We start from the raw sequence: 26,561 nt of genomic DNA on the forward strand, positions 1-26,561 counted from the left end.
GCGGCGGATTCTGCGATGGCCTTCACCGACATTTTCATCAAGCGGCCGATCCTGTCGCTCGTCGTCAGTCTGCTCATCCTGCTGATCGGCCTCAATGCCGCGCTGCACCTTCCGGTGCGCCAATATCCGAAATTGTCGAACACGGTGATCACCGTGACGACGACCTATCCGGGCGCCTCGCCCGAATTGATGCAGGGCTTCATCACGACGCCGATCGAGCAGGCGGTCGCCTCGGCCGAGGGCATCGATTACATGACCTCGCAATCGGTGCAGGGGACGAGCACGATCTCCGTCTATATGAAGCTCAACGCCGATCCGAACCAGGCGTTGACCGACGTCATGGCCAAGGTCAATCAGGTCAAGTACGAAATTCCGAAGGCCGCCAACGATCCGATCATCGTCAAATCGACCGGCCAGACGACCGCGGTCATGTACATCGGCTTTTCGAGCAACGAGCTTTCGGGCTCGGCGATCTCGGATTATCTCACCCGCGTCGTCCAGCCGCTGATGTCGACCGTCGACGGCGTCGCCTCCGCCGATATTCTCGGCGGCCAGACCTTTGCGATGCGGCTCTGGCTCGATCCCGTCCGCATGGCCGGGCGCGGCGTCTCCGCCGCCGACGTCATCGCCGCGATCCAGGCGAATAATTTTCAGGCCGCGGCCGGCCAGGCCAAGGGCTATTACACCGTCTCGAACGTCACGACGAATGCCGATCTGACCGACATCGATCAGTTCAAGCGGATGATCGTCAAGGCGAAGGACGGCGGCCTCGTCCGCATCGAGGACATCGCCAAGGTCGATCTCGGCGCGCAAAGCCAGGATTCGAGCGTCGCCTTCAACGGCGAACATGCGATCTTCATCGGCGTGCAGGCGACGCCGGAAGGCAATCCGCTGTCGATCGTCAAGGGCGTGCGAGCGCTGTTCCCGGCCATCGAACGCAATCTGCCGCCATCGCTGCAGATGAAGGTCGCCTACGATTCGACGAAATTCATTCAGTCGTCGATCGACGAGGTCGAACATACGCTGATCGAGGCGGTGCTGATCGTCGTCGTCGTCATCTTCCTGTTCCTCGGCTCGTTCCGCTCGGTGCTGATCCCGGTCGTGACCATCCCGCTGTCGCTCGTCGGCGCTTGCGCGATGATGCTGATCATGGGCTTCAGCCTCAATCTTTTGACGCTGCTCGCCATGGTGCTCGCGATCGGCCTCGTCGTCGACGACGCGATCGTTGTGGTGGAAAACATCTACCGTCACGTCGAAGAGGGCAAGACGCCGGTGCAGGCGGCGCTGATCGGCGCCCGCGAAATCGTCGGGCCGGTCATCGCCATGACGATCACGCTCGCCGCCGTCTATGCGCCGATCGGCTTTCTCGGCGGCCTGACCGGTATTCTATTCCGCGAATTCGCCTTCACGCTCGCCGGCTCTGTCGTCGTCTCGGGCCTCATCGCACTGACGCTGTCGCCGATGATGTGCTCGGTGCTGCTCAAGAGAGGCGGCCAGCCGGGCCGCTTCGCGCAGATCGTCGACAAGACGTTCAGCGCAGTGACGGGCTGGTATGGGCGCCGCCTCGACCGCTCGCTCCATTATCGCGCCGCGACCGGGCTCTTCGCCATAACGATCCTCGGCCTCGTCGGCTTCCTCTATATGCACTCGAATTCGGAGCTGGCGCCGGAGGAAGATCAAGGCATCGTCTTCGCGCTGACCAAGACGCCGCAATATGGCAATATCGATTACGCCGATTATTACGGCGCGCAACTCGACAAGGCCTTTGCCTCGTTTCCCGAGACGGATCTGCGCTTCGTTCTGAACGGCACGCCATCGCCGAACCAGGGCATTTCCGGCATGTTGCTGAAGCCTTGGAACGAGCGCAAGCGCACGGCGATGGATCTCAAGCCCCTGGTCCAGGCGAAAATCTCGCAGATCCCGGGCGTCAACGCCTTTGCCTTCAATCTGCCGGCGCTGCCGGGCGGGCCCGGCGGCCTGCCGATTCAGATGGTCATCAATTCGACCAGCAGTTTCGCCAACATCTATACCGAGATGGAGAAGATCAAGGCGGCGGCGCGCAAGAGCGGCCTCTTCATCGTCTCCGACAGCGATTTGCAATTCAATCAGCCGGTGGTGCGCATCAAGATCGACCGCAGCAAAGCGAGCGATCTCGGCCTCACCATGGAACAGATCGGCAATACGCTGGCTTTGATGCTGGGTGGCAATTACGTCAACTGGTTCAATCTCCAGGGGCGGTCCTACGAAGTGATCCCGGAGGTACCGCGCACGTTCCGGCTGACGCCGAAGCTGTTATCGACCTATTATGTGCCGTCGCTGACCGGCCAGCAGATTCCGCTCTCGACGGTCGTCTCGATCACGACCGATACGGACCCGAATGCGCTGACCCATTACAACCAGCTGAATTCAGCGACCTTCCAGGCCGTCGCAATGCCCGGCGTGACCATGGGTACGGCGGTCGGTTTCCTCGAAAAGCAGGCGCAGAATCTACCGACCGGATTCAGCCATGATTATCTCGCCGATTCGCGGCAATTCGTGCAGGAAGGCAACCAACTCGCCGTCACCTTCTTCTTCGCGCTGATCATCATCTTCCTGGTGCTTGCGGCGCAGTTCGAGAGCCTGCGCGATCCGCTCGTCATCATGGTCAGCGTGCCAATGGCGATCAGCGGTGCGCTCGTGCCGCTCTTCTTCGGCGTCGCGACGATCAACATTTACACGCAGGTCGGGCTTGTCACGCTCATCGGCCTCATCAGCAAGCACGGCATTCTGATGGTGGAATTTGCCCGCGAGTTGCAGGTCCATGAGAATCTCGATCGCATGGAGGCGATCAAGAAAGCCGCGCGCGTCCGCCTGCGGCCGATCCTCATGACGACGGCAGCGATGGTAACCGGCCTCATCCCGCTCGTAACCGCGACGGGGGCCGGCGCGGCGAGCCGTTTCTCGATCGGTCTCGTCGTCGTTTCCGGCATGTCGATCGGCACGCTGTTCACGCTCTTCGTTCTGCCGGCCGTCTATACGGTGCTGGCGAAGGATCATCGCGCAGAAGCCAATTCGACCCGCCGCAAGGAGATCGCGGCGCTCGATCTCGGCCACAGCGCCGCGCCAGCGGAGTGATGGCGTCACTCAGCACCGAGGCCGCCGAGCAGGGCGGCGACCTCGGCCTGCATGTGCTCCGGCACCGGCGCTTCGGCTTCGACTGGCGGTTTGTTTTTATAGAGCGGAATTTCGATCCGCCGCGCGAGCAGATGCAGGCGCGCGTCGCGATCGCCCGTACCGTAGATCGGATCGCCGAGAATGGGAAAGCCGCTCGCCGCGCAATGGACGCGCAATTGGTGCGTGCGGCCGGTGCGCGGTGTCAGTGCTAGCAGCGACCGCCCGTCGCCGCGCACGAGGACCCGCCAATGCGTCTCGGCAGGCAGGCCTTGCGGATCGACCTTCATCCACCATCCGCGTGTCGCATCGAGCCGTCCGAGCGGCAGATCGACGATGCCTTCATCGGCCTGCGGAGCACCTTCGACCACCGCCCAATAGGTCTTGCCGATTTTGCCCTGTTTGAAGAGAAGCCCAAGCTTTTCCAGCGCCTTGTGATGGCGCCCAAGCACCAGGCAACCGGCCGTGTCGCGATCGAGCCGGTGGGCCAGCGCCGGGTCGCGCGGCAGGCCGAAACGCAATGCCGAAAAGCCCGCTTCGAGCGACGCACCGCCTTTCGGCCCGCGATGCACGGCAATGCCTGCCGGCTTGTCGAGCACAAGTATAAGGCCGTCGCGATAAAGGATCCGCGCCTGCAAATCGTCGGGTGTCGTTGCGTTCATGCCGGTTCTCGGGGCGGAACATATAGCAAGTTTTGGCGTTATCGAGCGCGCGCAAATGTTGTGCGCTGGATTTTCATGTCAGTGAGGTTGCTTATGCCGCGTGAGCTACGTTCACAGGCCGAGCTGCGAGAAATTTGCCTGCGCGCTTTGCGCCGGAAAGCCGGCTTCGAGAAGATCGACGACATCCTTATTCAGCCGCGCGACGCGTCCTGCGGCGGCACGAATTGGATGCTGGCAGGTTTCCGCCCGCGTGTCGACAATACGGCGCTCCGCGGCGCGCGGGATGTTATCGATCATCTGCGTCGATCCTATCAATTGCGCGATTCCGGAGCGGGGGACGCACAAACCAAGCAAAATTAGTCGCGATTTGCGATCCTTCCCTTTTCGGCCTATGCGTTGCTGAGAGCCGCCTTGGCGGCGTTGAAGGGTCAGCACAGTGACGCATTCCCATATATTGGGGACGGGGTCTTATGCGCCGTCGCGCATCCTCACCAATCACGATCTTGAAAGAATCGTTCATACATCCGATGCCTGGATCACCGAGCGGACCGGCATCAAGGAGCGCCGCATCGCCGCCGACGGCGAAGTGACGTCCGATATGGCGGTTGCTGCCGCGCGCAAGGCGCTGGAAATGGCCGGGACCGATCCGATCGATCTCGATATGATCATCGTCGGCACGATTTCGCCCGATATGCCGATGCCCTCCTGCGCCGTCTTCGTACAGGCCAAGCTGGGCGCCTCGCGCGCCTTCGCCTTCGATCTGTCGGCCGCCTGTGCCGGCTCGCTTTATGGCATGGCGATCGCGGATCAGTTCATTCGCAGCGGCCGGGCGCGACGCGTGCTTGTCATCGGCGCGGAGCTTCTGAGCCGCCTGCTCGATTGGCAGGACCGGAGCAGTTGCGTGCTGTTCGGCGACGCGGCGGGCGCGGTCGTCATGGGGCCGACGCCCGATCCGGCGCGCGGCCTGATCTCGACGCATCTTCATTCCGATGGCGCGGCCGCAGGCATTCTCGCCATCCCCGGCGGCGGCAGCAAATATCCGCAATCCGAGGAAGTTTTGGCCAAGCGGTTGAACAAGATTTCGATGAACGGCCGCGAAGTCTATAAATATGCCATCCGCGTCCTGCCCGAGGCGATCCTCGAAGCTCTGGCCGCGAACGGGCTTAAGCCCGGCGCGATCGATCATGTCGTTTCGCACCAGGCCAATGTGCGGATCGTCGAATCGGTCGTCGATCGGCTCGGCATTCCGCGCGAAAAATGCTGGCTGAATATCGATCGATACGGCAACACATCGAGCGCCTCGCTGCCGATTTCTCTCGATGAAGCGAATCGCGCCGGGCGTTTGCGGCCCGGCGATCTCATCGCCATGATGGCGATCGGCGCCGGGATGGCCTGGGGCAGCGCGCTGGTCCGCTGGTAAGACCGGCAAATATTTGAAAAATCAGGCTGTTTTCCCTTGTCGGGGAAGCGGCTGCAAGATGGGTTCCTTCTCCCGGGCGGGGCTGTTAACCTGAACTGCCGATTGCGCCTGTGCGCCTCGCCGAATCCGGCTCAGGACAACCGCAAAACGGGAAAAGCCTTTGCCTTCTGGTCGCCCGCGTCAGGATGGCTCGCGCCGTCCGCTGCTCCAGCCAAAACCAATGATCGTCGGGTTTGGCCTATTGCTCGTCGCGTTGGCGACGCTGAGTGCGGCTTTGTCGGTGCGCGAATTTCGCCTGCGCGACGTCTCCGATGCCCGTCGCGAACTCATGGCGCTCGATCTCCTGCTGTCGCAGGAAACGCAGCGCACGATGCAGAGCGTCGATCTCGTCCTGTCGAGCCTGCAAGACGATCTGACGCTGGGCGGCATCACGAAACCGCAGGACATCGTCCGCAAACGCGCCAGCGTCGAAATGTATCTGCTGCTGAAATCGCGCGTCGTCGGCATCCCGCAAATTCACGAGGTGAGTCTGATCGGCCAGGACGGAAAGCTTATTTGCACGACGCGGACCTATCCCGCGCCGAACCAGGATTTTTCCGATCGCGATTATTTCGTCATCTTGCGTGACACGCCGATCAGCGGCTCCTATCTCAGCCAGCCGCTCTACAATGCCGACACGAAAAGCTGGTCGATCTATCTCGCCCGCCGGGTCGATGACGCCTCGGGCCATTTCATCGGCGTCGTCGCGGCGGCCATCGATCTCGCCTATTTCGAGAAGCTCTACAAGACTTTGCAAATCGGCGACTATGGCGCTGTCAGCCTGTGGCGCAGCGACGGCACCTTGCTTGCGCGTTATCCGGGTCCCGGCAATGTCGGACAGATTTACCGGATCAAGTCGTTTGACGGCATTCTACAGCCCGGCACGCCGGTGACTTACGATGCCCAAAAGGCGATCGACGGACCGGAGCGGATCGTCGCGACGATGGCCGTCGACGAATTCCCGCTCGTCGTCAATATTTCGCGGTTGAAGGATCACGTCCTCGCGGAATGGCGGCAGGCCCGGTTTCTCATCACGCTCGGCACCATACTGTTTGCCGTTTCCTTGGCCTGCGTGCTCTGGCTGCTCATCCGGCATTTCAATACCTACGATGCACTGATGGCCGCCGACCGGGAGCGCAGCAAGGCGATCGCCGAGCGTGAGCGGGCCGAGGCGCAATTGCGTCAAGCCCAGAAGCTCGAATCGATCGGCCAACTGACCGGCGGCATCGCGCATGACTTCAACAATCTGCTGACGGCCGTGCTCGGCAATCTGGAGATGCTGAAGCGCCACACCGAGAAAGGCGAGGCGCGTCTGCATCGCTGGGCAACGAATGCCTTCGACGCGGCGCGGCGCGGCGCAGTGCTGACGCAAAGGCTGCTTGTCTTCTCGCGCCGCCAACCGCTCGAGCCGCGCGGTGCGAAAATCGAGACTGTCCTTGGCTCGATGTCCGATCTGCTGCGCCGCACGCTCGGCGAGAACATCGAGATTATCACGTCGATCGCGCCGGGGCTTTGGCCCGCATTCGCCGATCTCAACCAGCTCGACAACGCGATCCTCAACATCGCGATCAATGCCCGCGATGCGATGGAAGGGCGGGGCCGGTTGACGATTGCCGCCAGCAATTGTCAGTTCGTCGAAGCGCAGGTGGAAGATCCGGAGATTGCGCCCGGCGATTATGTGCTGCTGTCGATTGCCGACACCGGCAAGGGGATCGAAAAGGACGTCCTCGATCGCGTTTTCGAGCCTTTCTTTTCGACCAAGCCGGTGGGCCAGGGCACCGGCCTTGGGCTGAGCCAGGTCTATGGGTTCGTCAAACAGATCGGCGGCCATGTCCGTATCGAAAGCACACCGGCGCAAGGCACGACGGTGAAGCTTTATCTGCCGCGCGCGCAAAGCGAAGAGCAAGCGATCGATGTTGCGCCCGTGAGCGAGGCCGCGCTGCAGGGGCCGGCCGGGACTGTGCTCGTGGTCGAGGACGATGCCGAGGTCCGCGTTTATTCGGCGGAGATTTTGCGCGACCTCGGTTTCGACGTGCGCGAGGCCAAAAACGCCAGCGAAGCGCTGGCGATTTTGCATAGCGGCGTCGATCTTGTCCTGCTTTTCAGCGATGTCGGCCTGCCGGGCGTCACCGGCGCCGAACTTGCCGAGGAGGCACTCAAGTTGCGGCCGAAGCTGAAAGTCCTGCTGACGACCGGCTATGCCCAGGACTCGATGATCGAGCGCTGTCGTTTCGTTTACGGCATCCAGGTCCTGCCGAAGCCGTTTACCCGCGCCGAACTTGCAGAGAAGATCAGCATCGTGCTCTCGCCGACGCGGCGCTACGCGTTCTCTTAAAAATCAGGCCGCAGAGGCCGGCAGGGCTCGAACGGCCTCTGCGATCGCAGCGAAGACCGGCGTCCAATCGCCGCGCCGCTCCTGACGAAACAGCCGCATCGTCGGATACCAGGGTGATTGCGTCCCGGCGGCAAGCCAGCGCCAATCCGGCGCATGGCGAAGCGCAAGAAAGACCGGTCGACCAAGCGCGCCGGCAAGATGCGCGATCGACGTGTCCGAGGTGACGATCAGATTGCAATTTGCCATCACCGCCGCAGTATCCAGAAAGGCATCGGCCCCCGCATCGAAATCGGTGCCGAACGATTCGACGGCGAAGCCGAGGGCAGAATCCGGTATGGCGTCCTTCATCAGACTGATGAGCCGGACGCCCGGTATAGCCGCCACCACCGCAAAACAAGCCAGCGGCATGTTGCGCTTCAAATTGATCTTGAGATTGCCATGCCAGCAAATGCCGATGCGAAGCCCGTCACGTCCGAGACGCTGCGACCAGGCGGCGACGCGCGCCGGCTCGGCATGGAGATAGGGCACATGCGCCGGAACCGTCGCGAGCGACGTGCCACAGGCGAAGGGCAGGCTCATCAAGGCGCTTTGATAATCGAAACTCTCTTGCGGCGGCGTGGCCTCGACGAAATGCGGCGGCTTCGACAAAGTCGAGAGCAGGCGGAACATCGACCTGCGGCCGAGCAAAGTGACGTCGGCGCCGAGATCTTTAAGCAAAGGCAGATAGCGGCAAAATTGGATGAGGTCGCCGAGGCCTTGTTCGTCCCAGACGAGAATGCGCCGCCCTGCAAGCGGCTCGCCGCGCCAATGCGGCAGCGGCGAGATCAGCGTCTTCGCCGGCGCATTGCTCCGCTCCCAGCGGCTTTCGAAGGCGGCAAATCCTTCAGTCAAATCGCCCTTCAATAGCAAGGCGCCGGCGCGGTTGTTGCGCGCATCGGCATAACTCGGCTTGAGCCGCAGGGCGGCATCGAAAGCGTCCAGGGCTTCATCAAGCTGGCCGAGTTCCTTGAGCGCGACGCCGCGACTGGACAGGACTTCGGGATAGGCCGGGCGCAACGCGAGCGCCCGATCGTAGCTCGCCAGCGCCTCATCAAGGCGGTCTTGTTCTTGCAACACATTGCCGCGATTGAGCCAGGCTTCGGCATAATCCGGCCGCGCCGCGACCGCACGGTCGAGAAAGGCCAAAGCTGCCTCGAGTTCGCCGAGCCGATGGTTTGCCGCGCCGGCAATGCAGAGCGCCTGCGCGTGGTTCGGTTCTTGCGCCAGAACCTCGGCGGCGGCGGCGCCGGCAAATTCCGGCCGCCCCAGAGCGAACAGAACATTGGCGCGATTGATTTGCGCCTGGCGGAAATCTGGCCGCAGCGCCAGCGCGCGGTCATAAGAGGTCAGCGCTTCGTTCAAACGCCCGAGTTCGCTCAGCACATTGCCGCGATTGCACAGGGCTTCGGGATAATTCGGCTTTTGCGCCAGCGCCGCGTCGAAATCGGCCAGCGCCTCCGCGAAATGGCCGAGCCGTTGCCGGGCAATGCCGCGGTTGTAATAAGCTTGTGGATAATGCGGGCGCAGCCGGATCGCACTGTCGTAGCAGGCCAGGGCGTCGGCGCGTCGGCCGAGTTTTTGCAGAACGTTGCCGCGATTGACCTCGTTCTCGGGATGCGCGGCGTCATAGCGCGCCGCCGCCTCGTGATCGGCGAGCGCCGCCTCGAAGCGGTTCAATTTCTGCAGCACGCAGCCGCGGTTGAAGAGATTGACGGCATCTTCGGGCCGTAGTGCGATCAAGGCGTCGAAGCATTGCAGCGCCTCTTCGAGGCGTCCCGCTTTTTCGAGCAGGGCGCCGCGGTTGCACAGCGCCTCGCAATAATCCGGCCTGATACGCAAAGCCCGATCGTAAGCGGCAAGCGCGGCTTCCGTCTTGCCGAGATCCTGAAGAACGACGCCGCTCATATGCGCGGCTTCGGCGTCGGCGGGATTGTCGCGTGCGACCGTCTCGAAGATCGCCAGTGCTTCGTTTGCGCGCCCGAGCCTTTGCAACGCGACCGCGCGGCCTTTGCGGGCATCGAGATGATCCGGGTTGAGCCGCAGCGACCGATCGAACCATTCGAGCGCCGCCGTCGGGTCGCCCGTGTTGAAATAGAACAGGCCGAAAACGTAGCTTGCGGCATCGCGGGTTGCCGCCAGATGCTGGACTTCGTCGAGATGGGCGCAGGCTTTGGCGGTCGCGCCGGCGGCAAAGCAGGCAAGGGCTTCGGTCACCGCCGCCTGTAACGACGCCATGGCATGGCGGTCGTCGCCCGCACGCGTCTCGGTGTCCGCTTCGGCCCATGCCTCCACGATGAGATACCTTCCCTGGTGAAGCGGGTGCAGTGAATCTTAACAATCTTTCCTGGGGCTGACGCGGCCTCGGTGCGGCTTGCATCGGCGCCGCCGTGCGGCCATTTTAGGGGGATGGCGACTTCGAGGACCGGCGCGGGCGCACGAGAGGCACGATGACCGAACGGTTTGATCCTTCGCGCAACAGCCTTGCCGCCGACGGCGGCGGGTTTGGCCAGCTCAACGAGCGCTCGCGCGAGATTTTTCGCCATATTGTCGAATCCTATCTGACCTTCGGAGACCCGGTCGGCTCGCGCCAGCTCTCGAGGCTTCTGCCGATGTCGCTGTCGCCGGCCTCGGTCCGCAATGTCATGCAGGATCTTGAGGAGCTCGGCCTCATCTATGCCCCGCACATCAGCGCCGGCCGGCTGCCGACCGAGCGGGGCTTACGCTTTTTCGTCGATGCGATGCTCGAGATCGGCGACCTCGGCCGCGAGGAGCGGGCGCAGATCGAAGCGCAAGTGCGCGCCTCGTCCAAGGAGCATGCGCTCGAAGCGGTGCTCAGCGACGCGATGAGCATGCTGTCGGGCCTGACGCGCAGCGCCGGCGTGGTCGCCACGACCAAGGAGAATGCGCGGCTCAAACATATCGAATTCGTCCGCCTCGATCCGGATCGGGCGCTCGCCGTGCTCGTCGCCGCCGATGGTTCGATCGAAAACCGTGTCGTGCAGACACCGCGCGATCTGCCGGCCTCGGCGCTGGTCGAGGCCAGCAATTATCTCAACGTCCGGATTGCCGGACGCACGTTGGCGGAGGCGAAGGCCGAGATCGAGGCGGCCCTTGTGGCGGCGGAGGCCGAACTCGGCGAATTGACGGCCCGCCTCATTGCCGCGGGCTATGCGAGCTGGGTCGAGACCAGCACGCAGGGACAACAGCTCATTGTCCGCGGCCAGGCCAATCTGCTCGAAAATCTCACCGCGCTCGAAGACCTCGAGCGAATTCGCCTGCTCTTTGCCGATCTTGAAACCCAGAAGGATGTGATCGATCTTTTGAATCGCGCCGAAGGCGGCGAAGGCGTGCGCATTTTCATCGGCTCGGAGAACAAACTGTTTTCGCTGTCCGGCTCGTCGATGATCGCGGCGCCGTTCCGCGACGATCAGCAACGCGTCGTCGGCGTGCTCGGCGTCATCGGGCCGACGCGGCTCAATTATGCGCGCATCGTGCCGATGGTCGATTATACATCGAAGATCATCGGCCGCCTGATGCGCGGGCCTTGATGGATCAATCCTTCTTCAGCAACGCCTTCAACTGATAGAGCACGGTGTGCGCCTCGCGTGGTGAAAGGCCGTCTATATCGACAGCATCGAGCGCCGCTTCGACTTCGCTGGGTTCCGGTGACGGGGACGCCGGCGGCGCAGCGGCAAAGAGCGGCAGATCGGCGATCTGCTTCACCGGTTTGCGGCGGTCGCCGGCTTCGAATTCGGCAAGCAGCGCCCGGGCGCGCTTGACGACAGCCGGCGGCAGGCCGGCGAGCTTTGCCACTTGGATGCCGTAGGAGCGATCCGCCGCACCGGGAATGATCTCGTGCAGGAACACGACATCGCCTTTCCAATCGGCGACGCGCATCGTCAGATTGACGATCCGCGAAAGATGTTTGGCGAGTTGCGTCAGCTCGTGGAAATGCGTCGCGAACAGGGCGCGCGACCGGTTCTTGGCGTGCAATTGCTCGACCACCGCCCAGGCAATGGCGAGACCGTCGAACGTCGCCGTGCCGCGGCCGATCTCATCGAGGATGACAAGCGAACGCTCCGTCGCCTGGTTGAGGATCGCCGCGGTCTCGACCATTTCGACCATGAAGGTCGAGCGGCCGCGGGCGAGATCGTCGGCCGCCCCGACGCGCGAAAACAGCCGGTCCACAATGCCGATCTTGCAATGCGCGGCCGGGACGAACGAGCCCATCTGCGCCAGCACCGCGATCAGGGCGTTCTGCCGGAGATAGGTCGATTTGCCGGCCATGTTCGGACCCGTGACGACGGCGATGAGGCCCGCCCCGCTGTCCTTGCCGGAGAGATTGCAGTCGTTGGCGACGAAGGGCTTGCCGTCGCGCGCGAGCGCGGCTTCGACCACCGGATGGCGGCCTGCCGTGATGACGAAATTCAGCGAGTTGTCGATCTCGGGCCGCGTCCAGCCGCGCGCCTCGGCGAGGTCAGCCAGTGCGGCGGCGACATCGAGCGCCGCGAGCGCCTCGGCGACGGCTTTGATCTGCGCCTCGGCGGCGAGAATCCGGGCGATGAGCGTGTCCAGAATGCCAAGTTCGCGCGCTAAGGCCTGATCGGCGGCCGACGACATTTTGGCTTCGAGTTCGGCGAGTTCGGCGGTCGAAAAGCGCATCGCGTCGGTCATCGTCTGGCGATGCACGAAGGTCGCGTTGAACGGCGGCTTCAGCAGCCTTTCGCCGTGCGCCTGCGGCACTTCGATGAAAAAGCCGAGAAAATTATTGTGTTTGAGCCTGAGTTGCTTGGTCTCGGCCAAATTCGCGTAGCGCGCCTGCAAAGCGGCGATGACCTGCCGGCTCTCGTCGCGCAATGTGCGCAACTCATCGAGCTCCGCGTCATAGGTCCGGCGAATAAAATTGCCGTCGCGCGCCTTGAGCGGAAGGTCGTCGCCGAGCGCATCGGCAAGCCGCGCGGCGATGGCCGGATCGGCTCGCGCGGCGCCTTCGGCCGCCCCTCTGAGATCGTCGGGCAAAGCTGGCTCTGCGGCGAGCCGTGCGGCTATGGCTTCGGCGGCGCGTAAAGCGTCACGGATCGCCGCCACATCGCGCGGGCCGCCTCTTTGCAGCGCAAGCCGCGATAACGGCCGGGCGAGATCGGGCGCTGCCTTCAGGCAGAGGCGCAAATCCTCGCGCAAAGCGCGGCCGTCGCGAAGGAAGGCGACGCCATCGAGCCGGCGCTCGATGGCCGCTTCTTCGGTCAGCGGCCCGGCCAGGCGCTCGGCGAGGAGCCGGCCGCCGCCTGGTGTGACGGTGCGGTCAATGCTGGCAAGCAGGGCGCCGTCGCGATGTCCCGAGAGCGTGCGCGTCAGTTCGAGATTGGCGCGCGTCGCGGCATCGATCTCCATATGTGCGTCAAAGCGCATCCGCATCGGCGGGCTGAGCGCCGGCCGGGCGCTGCGCTGGGTGCGTTCGATGTAGAAGATCGCGAGCGCCGCCGCGGCGATTTCGGCGTCGGAAAAATCGCCGAGGCCGTCGAGAGTCGCCAAGCCGAAATAATCCTGCAGGCGCCGCGCCGCGGCGGCGGGATCGCCGTGGGCGCCGCCGACAGGGGAGAGCGGAATGCGCATCTCGGCCGTAAGCCGGGCAAGATCGGCATCGCCGCAAAGCGCGTCCGGCGCGACGAGTTCCGCCGCATCGAGCCGGGCGATCTCGGCGCCGAGCGCTGCGGCGGCAACTTCCATCACCGTGAAAGCGCCGGTCGAAATATCGACGCACGCCAAGCCGAACAGGGCGATTTCGCCGCGCATGGATTTGGCGATTGCGAGCAAGGCATTGGCCCGCGCCGGTTCGAGGAGGCTTTCCTCCGTGATCGTACCGGGCGTCACGAGGCGGGTGACGTCGCGGCGAACGACGGCCTGACTGCCGCGCTTCTTGGCTTCCGCCGGGTCCTCGATCTGCTCGCAGACGGCGACGCGGTGGCCGAGCGCGATGAGCCGTGCAAGATATTCATCGGCGCGATGAATCGGCACGCCGCACATCGGAATGTCGCGGCCGAGATGCTTGCCCCGCTGGGTCAGCACGATGCCGAGGGCACGCGAGGCGATCTCGGCATCGTCGAAGAACATTTCGTAGAAATCGCCCATCCGGTAGAACAGCAGACTGTCCGGATTGGCGGCCTTGATCTCGATATATTGCGCCATCATCGGCGTGATCTTGCCAATGACGGCGTCGGGATCGGCGATGGCGCGCTCATGCATGCGCCGAGCTTAGCAAAGCCAAGGTGGCGGCGCACCGGGCGGCCGAGGATATGCAGAATTTATCGCGCGCGGCCGCGGTTCAGGCAGAAGCGCACCGGCCGCGAAAACGGCCGATAAGATTTTCGCGACCGGGCGACAGGCGCTAGATCGTCACTTGCGCTCCGAGTTCGACGACGCGGTCCGAAGGAATGGAGAAGAATTCGGTCGCGTCGATCGCCTGTTTCGACAGAGCGATGAACAGGCTGTCTTGCCAGGCCGGCATGCCGGAATTGGGCGAGGCCTTGATGGTGCGCCGGCCGAGGAAGAACGATGTCGTCATAATATCGAACTTGTGGCCGGATTTGCGCAGCAGCGCCAGCGCGGCTGGGATGCGCGGGCTCTCCATATAACCGAAATGGACCGTCACGGTGGTGAAGTCCGGCGAGAGCTTGTGAATTTCGTAGCGGTTGGCGGCCGACACGCGCGGCGTATCTTCCGTCCGCACGGACATCAGCCAGACACGCTCGTGCAGCACTTTGTTGTGCTTGATGTTATGGAGGAGTGCCGAAGGCGCCGAGGTGAGCTGATTGGTCAGGAAGATCGCGGTGCCCGGAACGCGCGTCGGCTTCGATTTTTCCAGCATCGGGATCAGATCCTTCAGCGGGATCGAATCGCGCTGCATCTTTTCCGCGAGCAACGCATTGCCGCGCACGAAGGTCCACATCACGATCATCGAGCTGGCAGCGATCATCAGCGGCACCCAGCCGCCGTCGATGATCTTCAGCAAGTTGGCGGCGAAGAAGATGAAATCGACGACGAGGAAGATGGAGACGAAGCCCACCGCCCGCCAGATCGGCCATTTCCACATCCGCCAGACGACGACAAAGGCGAGCGCGGTCGTCACCACCATCGTGCCGGAGACGGCGATCCCATAAGCCGAGGCGAGGGCGCTCGAACTGCGGAAGAGAAGAACCAGCAGCAAGACGCCGATGAGCAGGATCCGGTTGACCTTCGGAATGAAAATCTGGCCTTCCTGCATTTCGGATTTGTGCTGGATTTCCATGCGCGGCAGAAGGCCGAGCTGGATCGCCTGGCGGGTCAGGGAAAACGCGCCGGTGATCACCGCCTGGCTCGCGATGACGGTGGCGATCGTCGCGAGGATCACGAGCGGCAGAAGCGCCCAGCGCGGCGCCAGCAGATAGAAGGGATTGGCGGCAGCCGCATGGTTGGAGAGTATCAATGCACCTTGGCCGAGGTAGTTCAACGTCAGCGCCGGCAGGACGAAGACGAGCCAGGCGAGTTGGATCGGCCGGCGGCCGAAATGGCCCATATCGGCATAGAGAGCTTCGGCGCCGGTCACGGCCAAGAACACCGAGCCGAGAACCAGGATGCCGAGCAGGCCATGGCCGAATAAGAACGCCAGGCCGACAAAAGGATTGAACGCGCGCAGAATGCGCGGCGCATCGGGAATGTGCATCGCGCCGAGCAAAGCGATCACGACGAAAAACACAGCCATGATCGGACCGAAGAAGGTTGCGACGCGCGTCGTGCCGTGGCGTTGCACGGCGAAGACGGAGATCAGCACCACGATCGTCAACGGCAGGACATAATCGCTGAAGACGGGCGTTGCGACCTGCAAACCTTCGAGCGCCGAGAGGACCGAAATGGCGGGGGTGATGATCGCGTCGCCTGAAAACAGCGCCGCGCCGGCGACACCGAGAAAGAAAATCGGCGCTGCGCGCCGGCCGAAGGCGGTTTGCGCCAGCGCCATCAAGGACAGTATGCCGCCTTCGCCCTTGTTATCGGCGCGCATGAGAAACAGAACATATTTGGCGGTGACGATGAAGAACAGCGCCCACAAAAGGAGCGAAACGATCCCAACGATTCCGGCTTCGTAGGCTTGACCGATTTTACCAGCATGAACGACGGAGGCCTGCAAGGCATAGAGCGGGCTCGTGCCGATATCGCCATAGACAACGCCGACAGAGCCAAGGGCCAAGCCCGCAATGCTCGCCTTTTTGTCGTGATGTGCGCTGTGTGGAATGACGGGCCCGCAGGCGGCCTGATCGGCGGCCTTCTCTTGTGCGGTCGTTAGCATTCAGAAGTCCTCAATCCGGACGCTGGCCTTCGCCGCCCGAAGACGGGCAGGTTGAACGCCAAACGGCGGAGCGACCGGTTGGTTGATCGCGGTCGGGGGCGGCATATAGCGCTTTCCTTTCCTCACGAGAAGCGGAATTAACAAGGCGTCTTCGCCGAATCGCCTTATCTCCACAGCCGTTGTAAATGGCGCACGGCTTGATCCAGCCGCTTGCCCAACGGCACATCGCCAGTCAATTCAGTATGATGCCAAATTCCACGCTTCCCGTCTTGGCCGTCCTGCCGCAGATGACGGCAGCGCTTGGCAGCCGGGCCGCTGCCGTTCTGGTGGCGCCGCCGGGCGCCGGCAAGACGACGATCGTGCCGCTGGCCTTGTGTGATGCGGATTGGGTTGCCCACAAAAGGATCATTTTGCTCGAACCGAGGCGGCTCGCTGTGCGTGCCGCCGCCGAACGCATGGCTGCTCTGCGCGGCGAGACGGTCGGAGAAACGATTGGCCTGCGCATGCGGCTCGTGTCGCGCGTTTCGGCAAAAACGCGCATCGAGGTCGTCACCGAAGGCGTTTTCGCCCGCATGATTCTCGACGATCCGGGCCTCGACGGCATTGCCGCGGTGATCTTCGACGAGTTTCACGAGCGCTCGCTTGATGCCGATTTCGGTCTTGCGCTCGCGCTCGACGCACAAGCGCATCTGCGGCCGGATCTGCGGCTCCTGGTGATGTCGGCAACGCTGGACGGCGCCCGCGTCGCGAAATTGCTTGGCGACGACGTGCCGGTGATCGAAGCGGAGGGCCGCGCCTTTCCGGTCGCGACGATCTATCTCGGCCGCGACCCGCAAGAGCGGATCGAGGCGGCGCTGCTGCGCGCCGTCCGCAAGGCTTTAGCGGAGGAGAACGGGTCGATCCTCGTTTTTCTGCCCGGACAAGGCGAGATCAACCGGCTCGTAAGTCTGTTGGGCGAGATGATCCGTGATCCGGCGATTGAGATCGCGCCGCTTTATGCTGCACTCGATCGCGCCGGGCAGGATCGTGCGATCGCGCCGACGCCGCCAGGCAGACGCAAGATCGTGCTGGCGACCTCGATTGCCGAAACATCGCTGACCATTGAAGGCGTGCGGGTCGTCATCGATTCCGGCGTTGCCCGCGTGCCGCGCTACGAGCCGGATCGCGGCTTGACGCGGCTTGAGACCGTGCGCGTCTCGCGCGCCGCCGCCGATCAGCGCCGCGGCCGTGCCGGCCGCACGGAACCCGGTATCTGTTACCGGCTCTGGCAGGAGGCGGCAAACGGCGCGCTTGAGGCTTTTTCGGCACCGGAGATTCTCAATTCGGATCTCTCGGGTTTTCTGCTCGATTGCACCGCTTGGGGCGCCCGCGATCCGGCGCGCGACCTGCGCTTTCTCGATCCGCCGCCGGAACCCGCGATCAACGAGGCGCGCGCGCTGCTTCGTGCGCTCGAAGCCATCGACGCGACCGGCGCGCTGACCGAGCCCGGCCGCGCCATGCGCGCCATTGCATTGCCGCCGCGGCTTGCGCGCATGATCGTTGAAGCGCAAGAGATGGGCGAAGCGGAACTCGCGGCGGAAGTCGCCGTGCTTTTGACCGAGCGCAATCTCGGCAGTGACGAGGTCGATCTCGTCACGCGTCTTGAACGCTTTCGTCGCGAGCGCGGCGGGCGCGCCGAGGATGCGCGCAAGCTGGTCAAATCGCTGCTGCGCCAGGCTGGGGCAGAGGGTGGGCGTATCGAGGCGCAAGAAGCCGGGCGGCATCTCGCTGCGGCTTTTCCCGAGCGGATCGCCAAGGCCCGCGGCAAGCCGGGCGAATTTCTGATGGCGAACGGCCGCGCCGCATCGCTCGAAGCGCACGATCCGCTGGCGCGCGAACCCTACCTTGCGATCGGCGAAATTTCCGGCCGCGCGGCGGCGGCGCGCATTCTTCTCGCCGCGCCTTTGACGCTCGGCGCAATCGAATCCATCGCGGGGGCCAAGATCGTCACGCGCGACGATCTGAATTACGATTCTACGCGCGAGAAAATCATTGCGCGGCGGCAGCGCCGTCTCGGTGCCCTGGTTCTCATCGAACAAACCCTGAGCGCGGCCGAGCATCCGAATGCCGCGAGAGTTCTGGCTGAAGGTCTCGCTGCCTCGAGCTTCACGCGGCTGCCGTGGAACAAAGCGCTCTCGCAATGGCGCGACCGGGTGAATTTTCTGCGCGCGAGCGAAGCCGATGCGGCCTGGCCTGACCTTTCCGACGCCGCTCTGCGCGCCAAGGCTGCGGATTGGCTCGCGCCTTTTCTTGTCGGAAAGACGAGCCTTGCCGAGATCGAGACCACGGAACTTGAAGCGGCCCTGCACGCGCTCTTGCCTTATGACATGCAGAAACGGCTCGAAGCCGAAGCGCCGACGCATTTCGAGACGCCGGCCGGCTCCCGCATCGCCGTTGATTATGCCGCCGAAAACGGCCCGCTCGTCTCGGCGCGCGTGCAGGAATTCTATGGCCTCGATCATCATCCAACACTTGCCAAAGGCACGGCGCCGCTGACCCTCGAATTGCTGTCGCCGGCGCACCGGCCTGTGCAGGTTACGCGCGATCTGCCGGGTTTCTGGCGCGGCTCCTGGGCATCGGTGAAGACGGAGATGAAGGGCCGCTACCCGCGCCATGTCTGGCCCGACGATCCGGCGAAGGCCGCGCCGACCACCAGGGCCAAGCCGCGCGGCACGTAGCGCTGAATTTGCCGGCCGCCCGTGGTCGGCCGGTTTCGCTGCGGCATCCGCCGCCAGGACGGCATGATAAGCATCGGCAAGCCCGGCGCCGAACTCGCCTTCGTCCTTCCTGCGATGCCGAGAAGCATGCCATACGAAATCGGGGCCGCCTGTCTGAGAGCACGCGGCCTTGCTCTTGCGCGCCTCACCCCCTATAAGGCCGCACGGCCCGTTTCCGACACCCCTGGAGGCGAGGGCCTATTCTCAGATCAAGGACACGCTATGGCCGAGACCAAAACGCTCGCGGCCACGGCGCGCAGCGTCGGCGGCAAGGGGGCCGCACGCAGCGTTCGCCGTGAAGGCCGCATTCCTGCCGTCATCTATGGCGGCGGCGATCCCGCCCAATCGATTTCGCTCGAATGGCGCGAAATCAACAAGCTCATCTATGCCGGGCACTTTCTGACGACGATCTACGAGATCGAGGTCGGCGGCGCCAAGGAGCGCGTCATCCCGCGCGACTATCAGCTCGACCGCGTCACCGACCGGCCGCTGCATGTCGATTTCCTGCGCCTCAAGGCCGGCTCGACGCTGCGCGTCGCGATCCCGGTGCATTTCATCAATCAGGATATCTCCCCCGGCATCAAGAAGGGCGGCACGCTCAATATCGTGCGCCATTCGATCGAGATGAAAGTTCCGGCGGACGCCATCCCCGAGGCGATCACGATCGATGTCGGCCAGCTCGAAATCGCCGAGTCGGTCCATATTTCGGCCGTCACCCTGCCGGCCGGATGCCGGCCGGTCGATACGCAACATAATTTCACCATTGCGACGATCGCGCCGCCAGTCGCCGTGGCCGAGACGCCGGCGCAAGCCGCTGCGGCAGCCGCGCCGGCTGCTGGTGCTACGCCCGCCGCCGGAGCTGCGCCCGACGCCAAGGCTGCGGCCGCGGCCAAGCCGAAGAAATAAGCCAAGGGCCGGGCGGTTGCGCCCGGCCTTCCCGCCGCTCGCTGCAGGCCCTTTGGATGAAGCTCTTCGTCGGCCTCGGCAATCCCGGCCGCGCCTATGCCGGGCAGCGCCACAATGTCGGCTTCATGGCGATTGATGCCATCGGCCGGCGGCATCCTTTCGCGCCGTTCCGCGCCCGCTTTCAGGGCCAGGCGAGCGAAGGCGCGATCGGCAGCGAACGGATCATCCTGCTCAAGCCCGAGACCTTCATGAACGAATCCGGCCGCGCCGTCGGCGAGGCTTCGCGCTTCTACAAGATCGCTCTCGGCGACATCGTCGTCTTCCATGACGAGCTCGATCTTGCGCCGGGCCAGCTTCGGGTGAAGCTCGGCGGCGGCAATGCCGGCCATAATGGCCTGCGTTCGATCACCGATCATGTCGGCAATGACTACCGGCGCGTGCGGATCGGCATCGGCCACCCTGGCGACAAAGCCCGCGTGCATGACTATGTCCTAGGGAATTTCGCCAAGGCCGAGCAACCTTGGGTCGAGACGATCTGTGAAGCGATCGCCGCCAATGCCGGCTATCTCGCCGACGGTGCCGACAACAGTTTTCAGAACAAGATTTTTCTGGCGATGCAGGAGTCGGGCATTTGGGGCGATGACGAGTGAGCGCCGCCCCATTGCCTTGCTCTTACGCCCCTTCTAGGAAGCGTGCATGAACGAACCCGCGATCACGCCCGATCTTGTTGCCGCGCACGGCTTGAAGCCGGACGAATATGAGCGTCTCGTCGCGCTCATCGGCCGGGAGCCGAGCTTCACCGAACTCGGCATCTTCTCGGCGATGTGGAACGAGCATTGTTCCTATAAGTCTTCGCGCATCCATCTGCGTAAATTGCCGACCAAGGCGCCGTGGGTCATCCAGGGGCCCGGCGAGAATGCCGGCGTGATCGATATCGGCGATGGGCTCGCCTGCGTCTTCAAGATGGAGAGCCACAATCATCCCTCCTACATCGAGCCGTTCCAGGGCGCGGCGACGGGCGTCGGCGGCATTCTGCGTGACGTGTTCACCATGGGCGCGCGCCCCGTCGCCTGTCTCGATCTTTTGCGTTTCGGTTCGCCGCAGCATCCGCTGACGCGCCATCTCGTCGGCGGCGTCGTCGCCGGCATCGGCAGCTACGGCAACAGTTTCGGCGTGCCGACGGTCGGCGGCTCGACCCGCTTTCACCGCGCCTATGACGGCAATATTCTCGTCAACGCGATGGCGGTCGGCATCGCCGAGAAGGATGCGATCTTCTATGCCAAGGCGACCGGCGTCGGAAACCCGATCGTCTATCTCGGCTCCAAGACCGGCCGCGACGGCATTCATGGCGCGACCATGGCCTCGGCCGCCTTCGATGAGGATTCGCAGGAGAACCGCCCGGCGGTGCAGATCGGCGATCCCTTCGCCGAAAAGCTTTTGCTCGAAGCCTGCCTCGAATTGATGAAATCCGGTGCCGTCATCGCCATTCAGGATATGGGGGCGGCCGGCCTCACGTCATCGGCTGTCGAGATGGGCGCAAAAGGCAATCTCGGCGTGCTGCTCGATCTCGACGCCGTCCCTTGCCGCGAGCCCGGCATGAGCGCCTATGAAATGCTGCTCTCCGAAAGCCAGGAGCGGATGCTGATGGTGCTCGCGCCCGGCAAGCAACAGCAGGCCGAAGCGATCTTCCGCAAATGGGGCCTCGATTTCGCGATCATCGGCCACACGACCGACGATCTGCGCTTCGTCGTGAAACATCATGGCGTGGTGAAAGCCGACCTGCCGATCAAGGAACTGGGCGACGAGGCGCCGCGTTACGACCGCCCGCATATGCCGGCGCCGAAACTGCCGGTCATCAAGCCGCAGGACGTACCGGCGCCCAATTCCCATGCCGATGCGCTGTTGCGCCTGATCGGCAGCGCCAACCTCTCATCGAAGCGCTGGGTCTTCGAACAATATGATCATCTGATCCTCGGCAACACGGTGCAGACGCCGGGCGGCGATGCGGCCGTGATCCGCTTGGGCGACGGGCCGAAAGGCTTGGCGCTGACGACCGACGTGAACGAGAATTATTGCGCTGCCGATCCGTTCGAAGGCGGCAAGCAGGCGGTGGCGGAAGCCTGGCGCAATCTCTGCGCGGTCGGCGCCCTACCGCTGGCCTGCACCGACAATCTCAATTTCGGCAATCCGGAGCGGCCTGAAACGATGGGCCAGTTCGTCGCCGCGGTCGAAGGTCTGGCAGAGGCGTGCACGGCGCTCGATTTCCCGATCGTTTCCGGCAATGTCTCGCTCTACAACGAGAGCCCCGATGGAGCGATCCTGCCGACCCCGGCGATCGGCGGCGTCGGCCTCATCGACGATGTATCGAAGACCGCGTCGATCTCGTTCAAGCGCGCCGGCGAAATGATCCTGCTCATCGGCGAAACGAAGGGCTGGCTTGGCCAATCCGCCTATCTGCGCGACATCTGCGAACGTGAAGAGGGCGCCCCACCGCCGGTCGATCTCGGCTTGGAGAAGAAGACCGGCGACTTTATCCGCGGTCTCGTCCGCGCCGGAACGGTGACGGCAGCGCACGATCTGTCGGAGGGCGGCCTCGGCGTCGCGCTGGCGGAGATGGCGCTCTCTGGCGGCCTTGGCGCCTTCATCGAAGTCGCGACGGAGATTCCGCTGCACGCCTTCCTTTTCGGCGAGGATCAGGCGCGTTATCTTTTAACCTGCAAGCCGGACGCCGCGGCGGCCATCAAGGACGGTGCCGGCGCGCAAGGCATCGCCTGTCGGGCGATCGGCACCACAGGCGGCGATACGTTGACCATTGCGGGGGCCGCCGCCATATTGCTCAGCGACCTGCGGCAGCGGCATGACTCCTGGCTGCCGGACTATATGCGGGGCGAGCTTATTCTGGAGGAGCATGTCTGATGCCGATGGCCGCGGCCGAGATCGAAGAATTGATCGTCGCGTCGATCCCCGACGCCAAGGTCGAAATCCGCGACCTCGCCGGTGACGGCGACCATTATGCGGCGACGGTCATCTCGCAGGAATTCGCCGGCAAGTCGAAACTGCAGCAGCACCAGCTCGTCTATAAGGCGCTCGGCGGCCATATGGGCGGCGCGCTGCATGCCTTGCAACTGCAGACCTTCGCCCCGAAATAACGCAGATACGCGCGTGATCGTCTTCGAAAAGGTCTGCAGCCTTTCGGGATCATGCGAGCAAAGAGGGATGGACCATGTCCGATATTCACGACCAGATTAAGTCGATTGTCGATCAGAACGCCGTCGTCCTGTTCATGAAGGGCACACCGGACTTCCCGCAATGCGGCTTCTCTGACCAGGCGGTGCGAATCCTGCGCTATATCGACGTCGACTTCAAAGGCGTGAATTGCCTGGAGACCGACGAATTACGCCAGGGAATCAAGAGCTTTTCCAACTGGCCGACGATTCCGCAGCTCTATCTCAAGGGCGAATTCGTCGGCGGCGCCGACATCCTGCGCGAGCTTTTCCAGTCGGGCGAATTGTTTACCGCACTGACCGAGAAGGGCATTGCCTTCAAGGCGCCGGCCGGAGCGCAAGCCTAAGCCGCAGGGCTTGATTGCGCCCGCGAAATCGGGCATAGCACCGCCACGTCGCGCGGCCACTGGCCGCGCTTATGCTTGGGCCGGCCGGGCTTTTCGCCACTGGGTCTGAACAGGCGCTCCCGAAAATCCGATGCGCCGGCTTAAGCCGGCTTGATTGACCCAGGCTGATATCATGAAGGTCCGCAATTCCTTGAAGTCGCTGCGCCGCCGCCATCGCGCCAATCAATTGGTGCGCCGCAAGGGCCGCGTCTACATCATCAATAAGGTGCAGAAGCGCTATAAGGCGCGGCAGGGCTGATCTTCGCTCGTCCTCCTGTCATTTTGACTTTCGTCGGCGCTGCTCTAATTTGAGTTGATGCGCTTGCGCCTTTCGCCTTGGCAAGCCCTGCTTGCCGCCGCTCTGCTGCCGCTGCTCTCAATCAACCGTGCCTTCGCCGGCGACGACGGCGCGTCTGCGCCCTGGCCGGACGGCTCCTCCGGCGAAGTCTTGAAGCTGCCGGGCATGCCGCCGATGCGGCTGCCGCCGGGCATTCATATTTTCGGCTCGGACGGGCAAGAGCTGCATTTCGGCCCGGCGCAGGGTCTCGGCCAGCAGCCTTTTGACGACGGCTCGCTGGCGCCGCACCACCAATTGCCGCAACAGCCGCCGCCCGAGGATGCGGCGACGCGTGCCGCCAAGGCCAAGGCCGCGCGCGCCGAGGCGTTGAAACGCGCCATGGCGCCGCAGCCGACGCATGCCGCCCTGCGCGCCGAGGCGCTCGATACGCTGTTCAAAAAGCTCGCGGCCGCACGTGATGCCGACGAGGCGGACGGGATCGCCGCGGCGATCGAGCATGTCTGGAGCCAATCCGATTCGGATACGGCGACGCTGCTGATGGATCGGGCTCTCGCCGCGCAGCAGGGCGGTCATCTGCCGCTGTCTCTGGCGCTGCTGGATAAGGTCGTGGCGCTCGAGCCGGGCTGGGCGGAAGCCTGGGACAAGCGCGCCGGAACACGCCTTCTCGGCGGCGATCTCAGCGGCGCCGCCGACGATTTTCAGCATGTCTTGAAGCTCGAGCCGCGGCAGTTTTCGGCCCTGGTCGCGCTCGGCTTCATCCTGGAGAAGCAGGGCTTCGACCGGCGGGCGCTCGAAGCCTTCCGCAAGGCCTTGGCGCTCAATCCGCAGCAGCCCGAAATCCAGTCGATCGTCGAAAAGCTGCGCACCGAGATCGAAGGCCGCGATATCTAAAGCATCGGACCGAAAAGTGCGAACTTAAAAGCGCCGAGCGATTCAATTTCGACGTCCGACGCTTTGGCGGCTATTTCTCGATCGAAGCGATCCGCACCATATTGGTCGCGCCGGGCAAGCCGAAGGGCACGCCGGCAACGATGATGATCCGCTCGGCGGGCGTCGCGAACCCTTCGGCGGCGGCGATGACGCAGGCGCGATCCGTCATGTCATCGACATCCTGCGCGTCCTCCGTGACGACGGCATGGACGCCCCAGACAAGCGCCAGGCGGCGGGCAGTGTCGCGGTTCGGCGTCAAGGCGAGCACCGGCGGCTCCGGCCGCTCGCGGGCGATGCGGAAGGCGGTCGAGCCCGATGACGTCCAGGCGACGATCGCCTTCAAATCCAATGTTTCGGCCACGTCCCGCGCCGCCGTGGCGATGGCGTCGGCGACGGTGGCCTCGGGCGCCGGCCGTTGCGCATTGATGATCTGCCGATAGAAGGAATCGCGCTCGACCTCCTCGGCAATCTTGTTCATCGTTGCCACCGCCTCGACCGGATAGCGGCCGGAGGCGCTTTCCGCCGAGAGCATGATCGCATCGGCACCCTCGAACAAGGCCGAGGCGACGTCGGAGACTTCGGCGCGGGTCGGCACCGGCAACGCGATCATCGATTCGAGCATCTGGGTCGCAACAATGACCGGCTTGCCGAGCCGGCGCGCGATGCGGCCGATGCGCTTCTGCAAGCCGGGGACTTTCTCAAGCGGCATTTCGACGCCGAGGTCGCCGCGCGCCACCATGAAGGCGTCGGAGACTTCCATGATTTCTTCGAGACGCGAAATCGCCTGCGGCTTTTCGATCTTGGCCAGGACCAGGGCCCGGTTGCCGGCGACCTTCTTGACCTCGGCGACGTCTTCGGCGCGTTGCACGAAGGAGACGGCGATCCAATCGACGCCCGCCTCAAGACCGGCGCGCAGATCGTCGCGATCCTTGGCGGTCATCGAAGCGACCGGAATTTCGGTGTCGGGCAGGCTGACGCCTTTGCGATTGGAGACGCGGCCGCTGACATCGACCACAGCTACGGCGTGCTTCGGCGACGCTTCGGTGATGTGCAAGCGTACCTTGCCGTCGTCGACCAACACATTGTGGCCCGGCTGCAGCGCCTGGAGGATCTCCGGATGCGGCAGGTACACACGGCTCGCATCGCCGGGCGTCGGATCGGAATCGAACACGAAAATCTCGCCGCGTTTCAGTTCGACCGCGCCCTCCTTGAAGAGACCGATGCGCAGTTTCGGCCCTTGCAGATCGAGAAGGATCGCAATCGGCCGGCCGAACTCGTGCTCGAGCGAGCGGATCATCTGGACGCGCTCACGCATGTCGTCATGACTTGCATGGCTCATGTTGATGCGGAAGACGTCGGCGCCGGCGCGAAACAGATCGGCTATGGCAGAACGTTGAGCCGTCGCCGGACCCAAAGTCGCGACGATCTTGCAGCGGCGCAGCCGTCGCATTGAGAGATCTCCTCTATCGAATAGATACCGTTCCTAGGCGAACGTTTTGGCTTTAATACGGAACGCGGGGAAAAAATCATCCCCTAGCTGGAATTTTGTGCGCTTTCGTGAAGACGGATCGCCGCGGCGCCGACCCCATCCGCGGCCCGGTCAGGGCCCCGAATGTTCCGGGCTGCTCGTCGGATCGGTTAATTGGACCGTCCAGTTGCGCGCATCGCGCCCGGTATCGACTTCGAAGAAGCCGGTGCGGTCAAAGCCGCGGACGAAACAATCCTGCCGCCCGGTGATGCGGAACTCGTGGTCGGCGGTGCACATGAAGGCTTTTCCCTTCCATTCGGCGCCGCGTTCGTCCATCGCGTAGACATAGTAGAATTCCGCCGCCAAAGGCCCGCGCACGAGATTATCGCAGGCGCCGGCCTTGAGGTTCCACCAGCCCTCGCTCACCCAATTGGCGCCGTCAGTATAGGCAATGGCAACGCTCACCCGGTTCTCGCTCATATTGCAGAGCCGGAAATCGGCCGAGGCGGGAGCGGCCGCAAGCAGAGCCGGCGCGAGAAGCAATGGCAGCAAAGCCGAGGAAAGCGTCTTTCGGGAGAGATTCATCGATGAGACACAGGGGCAAAACTTTGTCGCAACGGAGGCGCAT

At 63.7% G+C, this 26,561-nt stretch carries 19 protein-coding genes; 12 read left to right on the forward strand and 7 right to left on the reverse strand.

Going from position 1 to position 26,561, the window contains the following annotated elements:
* The first annotated feature begins 15 nt into the window (after positions 1 to 15).
* Positions 16 to 3,114: a multidrug efflux RND transporter permease subunit gene (locus Q0025_RS04535; RefSeq protein WP_297296458.1), complete on the forward strand. Its 3,099-nt coding sequence runs from the start codon at positions 16 to 18 to the stop codon at positions 3,112 to 3,114.
* Between the two features lie 5 nt (positions 3,115 to 3,119).
* On the opposite strand, the gene Q0025_RS04540 is transcribed toward Q0025_RS04535, so the two are convergent.
* Together Q0025_RS04540 and Q0025_RS04545 are read right to left on the reverse strand one after the other, a co-directional pair.
* Complete coding sequence (locus Q0025_RS04540) at positions 3,120 to 3,812, reverse strand: RluA family pseudouridine synthase (protein ID WP_297296460.1); 693 nt, start codon at positions 3,810 to 3,812, stop codon at positions 3,120 to 3,122.
* Positions 3,813 to 3,923: 111 nt separating this feature from the next.
* Positions 3,924 to 4,109, reverse strand: a complete 186-nt coding sequence (locus Q0025_RS04545) for a hypothetical protein (RefSeq protein WP_297296462.1) — start codon at positions 4,107 to 4,109, stop codon at positions 3,924 to 3,926.
* Between the two features lie 139 nt (positions 4,110 to 4,248).
* On the opposite strand from Q0025_RS04545, the gene Q0025_RS04550 reads away from it, so the two are divergent.
* Positions 4,249 to 5,232, forward strand: coding sequence for a beta-ketoacyl-ACP synthase III (locus Q0025_RS04550; protein ID WP_297296464.1), 984 nt, complete (start codon positions 4,249 to 4,251; stop codon positions 5,230 to 5,232).
* A 220-nt stretch (positions 5,233 to 5,452) separates the two neighbouring features.
* On the forward strand, positions 5,453 to 7,606 hold the full coding sequence (locus Q0025_RS04555) for a hybrid sensor histidine kinase/response regulator (RefSeq protein ID WP_297296466.1): 2,154 nt from the start codon (positions 5,453 to 5,455) through the stop codon (positions 7,604 to 7,606).
* A gap of 3 nt (positions 7,607 to 7,609) precedes the next feature.
* Here Q0025_RS04555 and Q0025_RS04560 read toward each other — a convergent pair whose 3' ends face one another.
* On the reverse strand, positions 7,610 to 9,937 hold the full coding sequence (locus tag Q0025_RS04560) for a tetratricopeptide repeat protein (protein ID WP_297296468.1): 2,328 nt from the start codon (positions 9,935 to 9,937) through the stop codon (positions 7,610 to 7,612).
* A gap of 155 nt (positions 9,938 to 10,092) precedes the next feature.
* On the opposite strand from Q0025_RS04560, the gene hrcA reads away from it, so the two are divergent.
* Positions 10,093 to 11,193, forward strand: a complete 1,101-nt coding sequence (gene hrcA / locus Q0025_RS04565; RefSeq protein WP_297296469.1) for a heat-inducible transcriptional repressor HrcA — start codon at positions 10,093 to 10,095, stop codon at positions 11,191 to 11,193.
* A 4-nt stretch (positions 11,194 to 11,197) separates the two neighbouring features.
* Here hrcA and mutS read toward each other — a convergent pair whose 3' ends face one another.
* Together mutS and Q0025_RS04575 are read right to left on the reverse strand one after the other, a co-directional pair.
* Positions 11,198 to 13,888 carry a DNA mismatch repair protein MutS gene (gene mutS / locus Q0025_RS04570; protein ID WP_297296471.1) on the reverse strand — a complete coding sequence of 897 codons (2,691 nt, stop codon included), beginning with the start codon at positions 13,886 to 13,888 and terminating at the stop codon, positions 11,198 to 11,200.
* Positions 13,889 to 14,030: 142 nt separating this feature from the next.
* On the reverse strand, positions 14,031 to 15,965 hold the full coding sequence (locus tag Q0025_RS04575) for a potassium transporter Kup (RefSeq protein WP_297296472.1): 1,935 nt from the start codon (positions 15,963 to 15,965) through the stop codon (positions 14,031 to 14,033).
* A 242-nt stretch (positions 15,966 to 16,207) separates the two neighbouring features.
* Between Q0025_RS04575 and hrpB the strand changes: the two genes are divergently transcribed.
* The 8 genes from hrpB to Q0025_RS04615 all read left to right on the forward strand — a co-directional run bounded on the left by hrpB (position 16,208) and on the right by Q0025_RS04615 (position 24,426).
* Complete coding sequence (hrpB, locus tag Q0025_RS04580) at positions 16,208 to 18,682, forward strand: ATP-dependent helicase HrpB (protein ID WP_297296473.1); 2,475 nt, start codon at positions 16,208 to 16,210, stop codon at positions 18,680 to 18,682.
* Between the two features lie 261 nt (positions 18,683 to 18,943).
* Positions 18,944 to 19,627, forward strand: coding sequence for a 50S ribosomal protein L25/general stress protein Ctc (locus tag Q0025_RS04585; protein ID WP_297296475.1), 684 nt, complete (start codon positions 18,944 to 18,946; stop codon positions 19,625 to 19,627).
* Positions 19,628 to 19,683: 56 nt separating this feature from the next.
* Complete coding sequence (gene pth, locus Q0025_RS04590; protein WP_297296477.1) at positions 19,684 to 20,277, forward strand: aminoacyl-tRNA hydrolase; 594 nt, start codon at positions 19,684 to 19,686, stop codon at positions 20,275 to 20,277.
* Between the two features lie 46 nt (positions 20,278 to 20,323).
* The gene (gene purL, locus Q0025_RS04595; protein WP_297296478.1) at positions 20,324 to 22,543 is read left to right on the forward strand and encodes a phosphoribosylformylglycinamidine synthase subunit PurL; all 2,220 of its coding nucleotides are present in this window, start codon (positions 20,324 to 20,326) and stop codon (positions 22,541 to 22,543) included.
* Positions 22,543 to 22,776, forward strand: a complete 234-nt coding sequence (locus tag Q0025_RS04600; RefSeq protein ID WP_297296480.1) for a BolA family protein — start codon at positions 22,543 to 22,545, stop codon at positions 22,774 to 22,776. Before purL ends, Q0025_RS04600 begins: the two co-directional genes overlap by 1 nt.
* 74 nt (positions 22,777 to 22,850) lie before the next feature.
* Positions 22,851 to 23,198: a Grx4 family monothiol glutaredoxin gene (gene grxD, locus Q0025_RS04605; RefSeq protein ID WP_297296482.1), complete on the forward strand. Its 348-nt coding sequence runs from the start codon at positions 22,851 to 22,853 to the stop codon at positions 23,196 to 23,198.
* Between the two features lie 172 nt (positions 23,199 to 23,370).
* A complete protein-coding gene (gene ykgO / locus Q0025_RS04610; protein WP_297296504.1) occupies positions 23,371 to 23,496 on the forward strand; it encodes a type B 50S ribosomal protein L36 in 126 nt (41 codons plus the stop codon).
* A 63-nt stretch (positions 23,497 to 23,559) separates the two neighbouring features.
* Positions 23,560 to 24,426 carry a tetratricopeptide repeat protein gene (locus Q0025_RS04615; RefSeq protein ID WP_297296484.1) on the forward strand — a complete coding sequence of 289 codons (867 nt, stop codon included), beginning with the start codon at positions 23,560 to 23,562 and terminating at the stop codon, positions 24,424 to 24,426.
* A gap of 70 nt (positions 24,427 to 24,496) precedes the next feature.
* Here Q0025_RS04615 and pyk read toward each other — a convergent pair whose 3' ends face one another.
* Positions 24,497 to 25,915: a pyruvate kinase gene (gene pyk, locus Q0025_RS04620; RefSeq protein ID WP_297296486.1), complete on the reverse strand. Its 1,419-nt coding sequence runs from the start codon at positions 25,913 to 25,915 to the stop codon at positions 24,497 to 24,499.
* 150 nt (positions 25,916 to 26,065) lie between these two features.
* Positions 26,066 to 26,518 carry a DUF1036 domain-containing protein gene (locus tag Q0025_RS04625; RefSeq protein ID WP_297296488.1) on the reverse strand — a complete coding sequence of 151 codons (453 nt, stop codon included), beginning with the start codon at positions 26,516 to 26,518 and terminating at the stop codon, positions 26,066 to 26,068.
* Between the last annotated feature and the right edge of the window lie 43 nt (positions 26,519 to 26,561).

This window comes from uncultured Methylovirgula sp., assembly GCF_947646745.1.
In the GTDB taxonomy this organism is placed as follows: Bacteria; Pseudomonadota; Alphaproteobacteria; order Rhizobiales; family Beijerinckiaceae; genus Methylovirgula.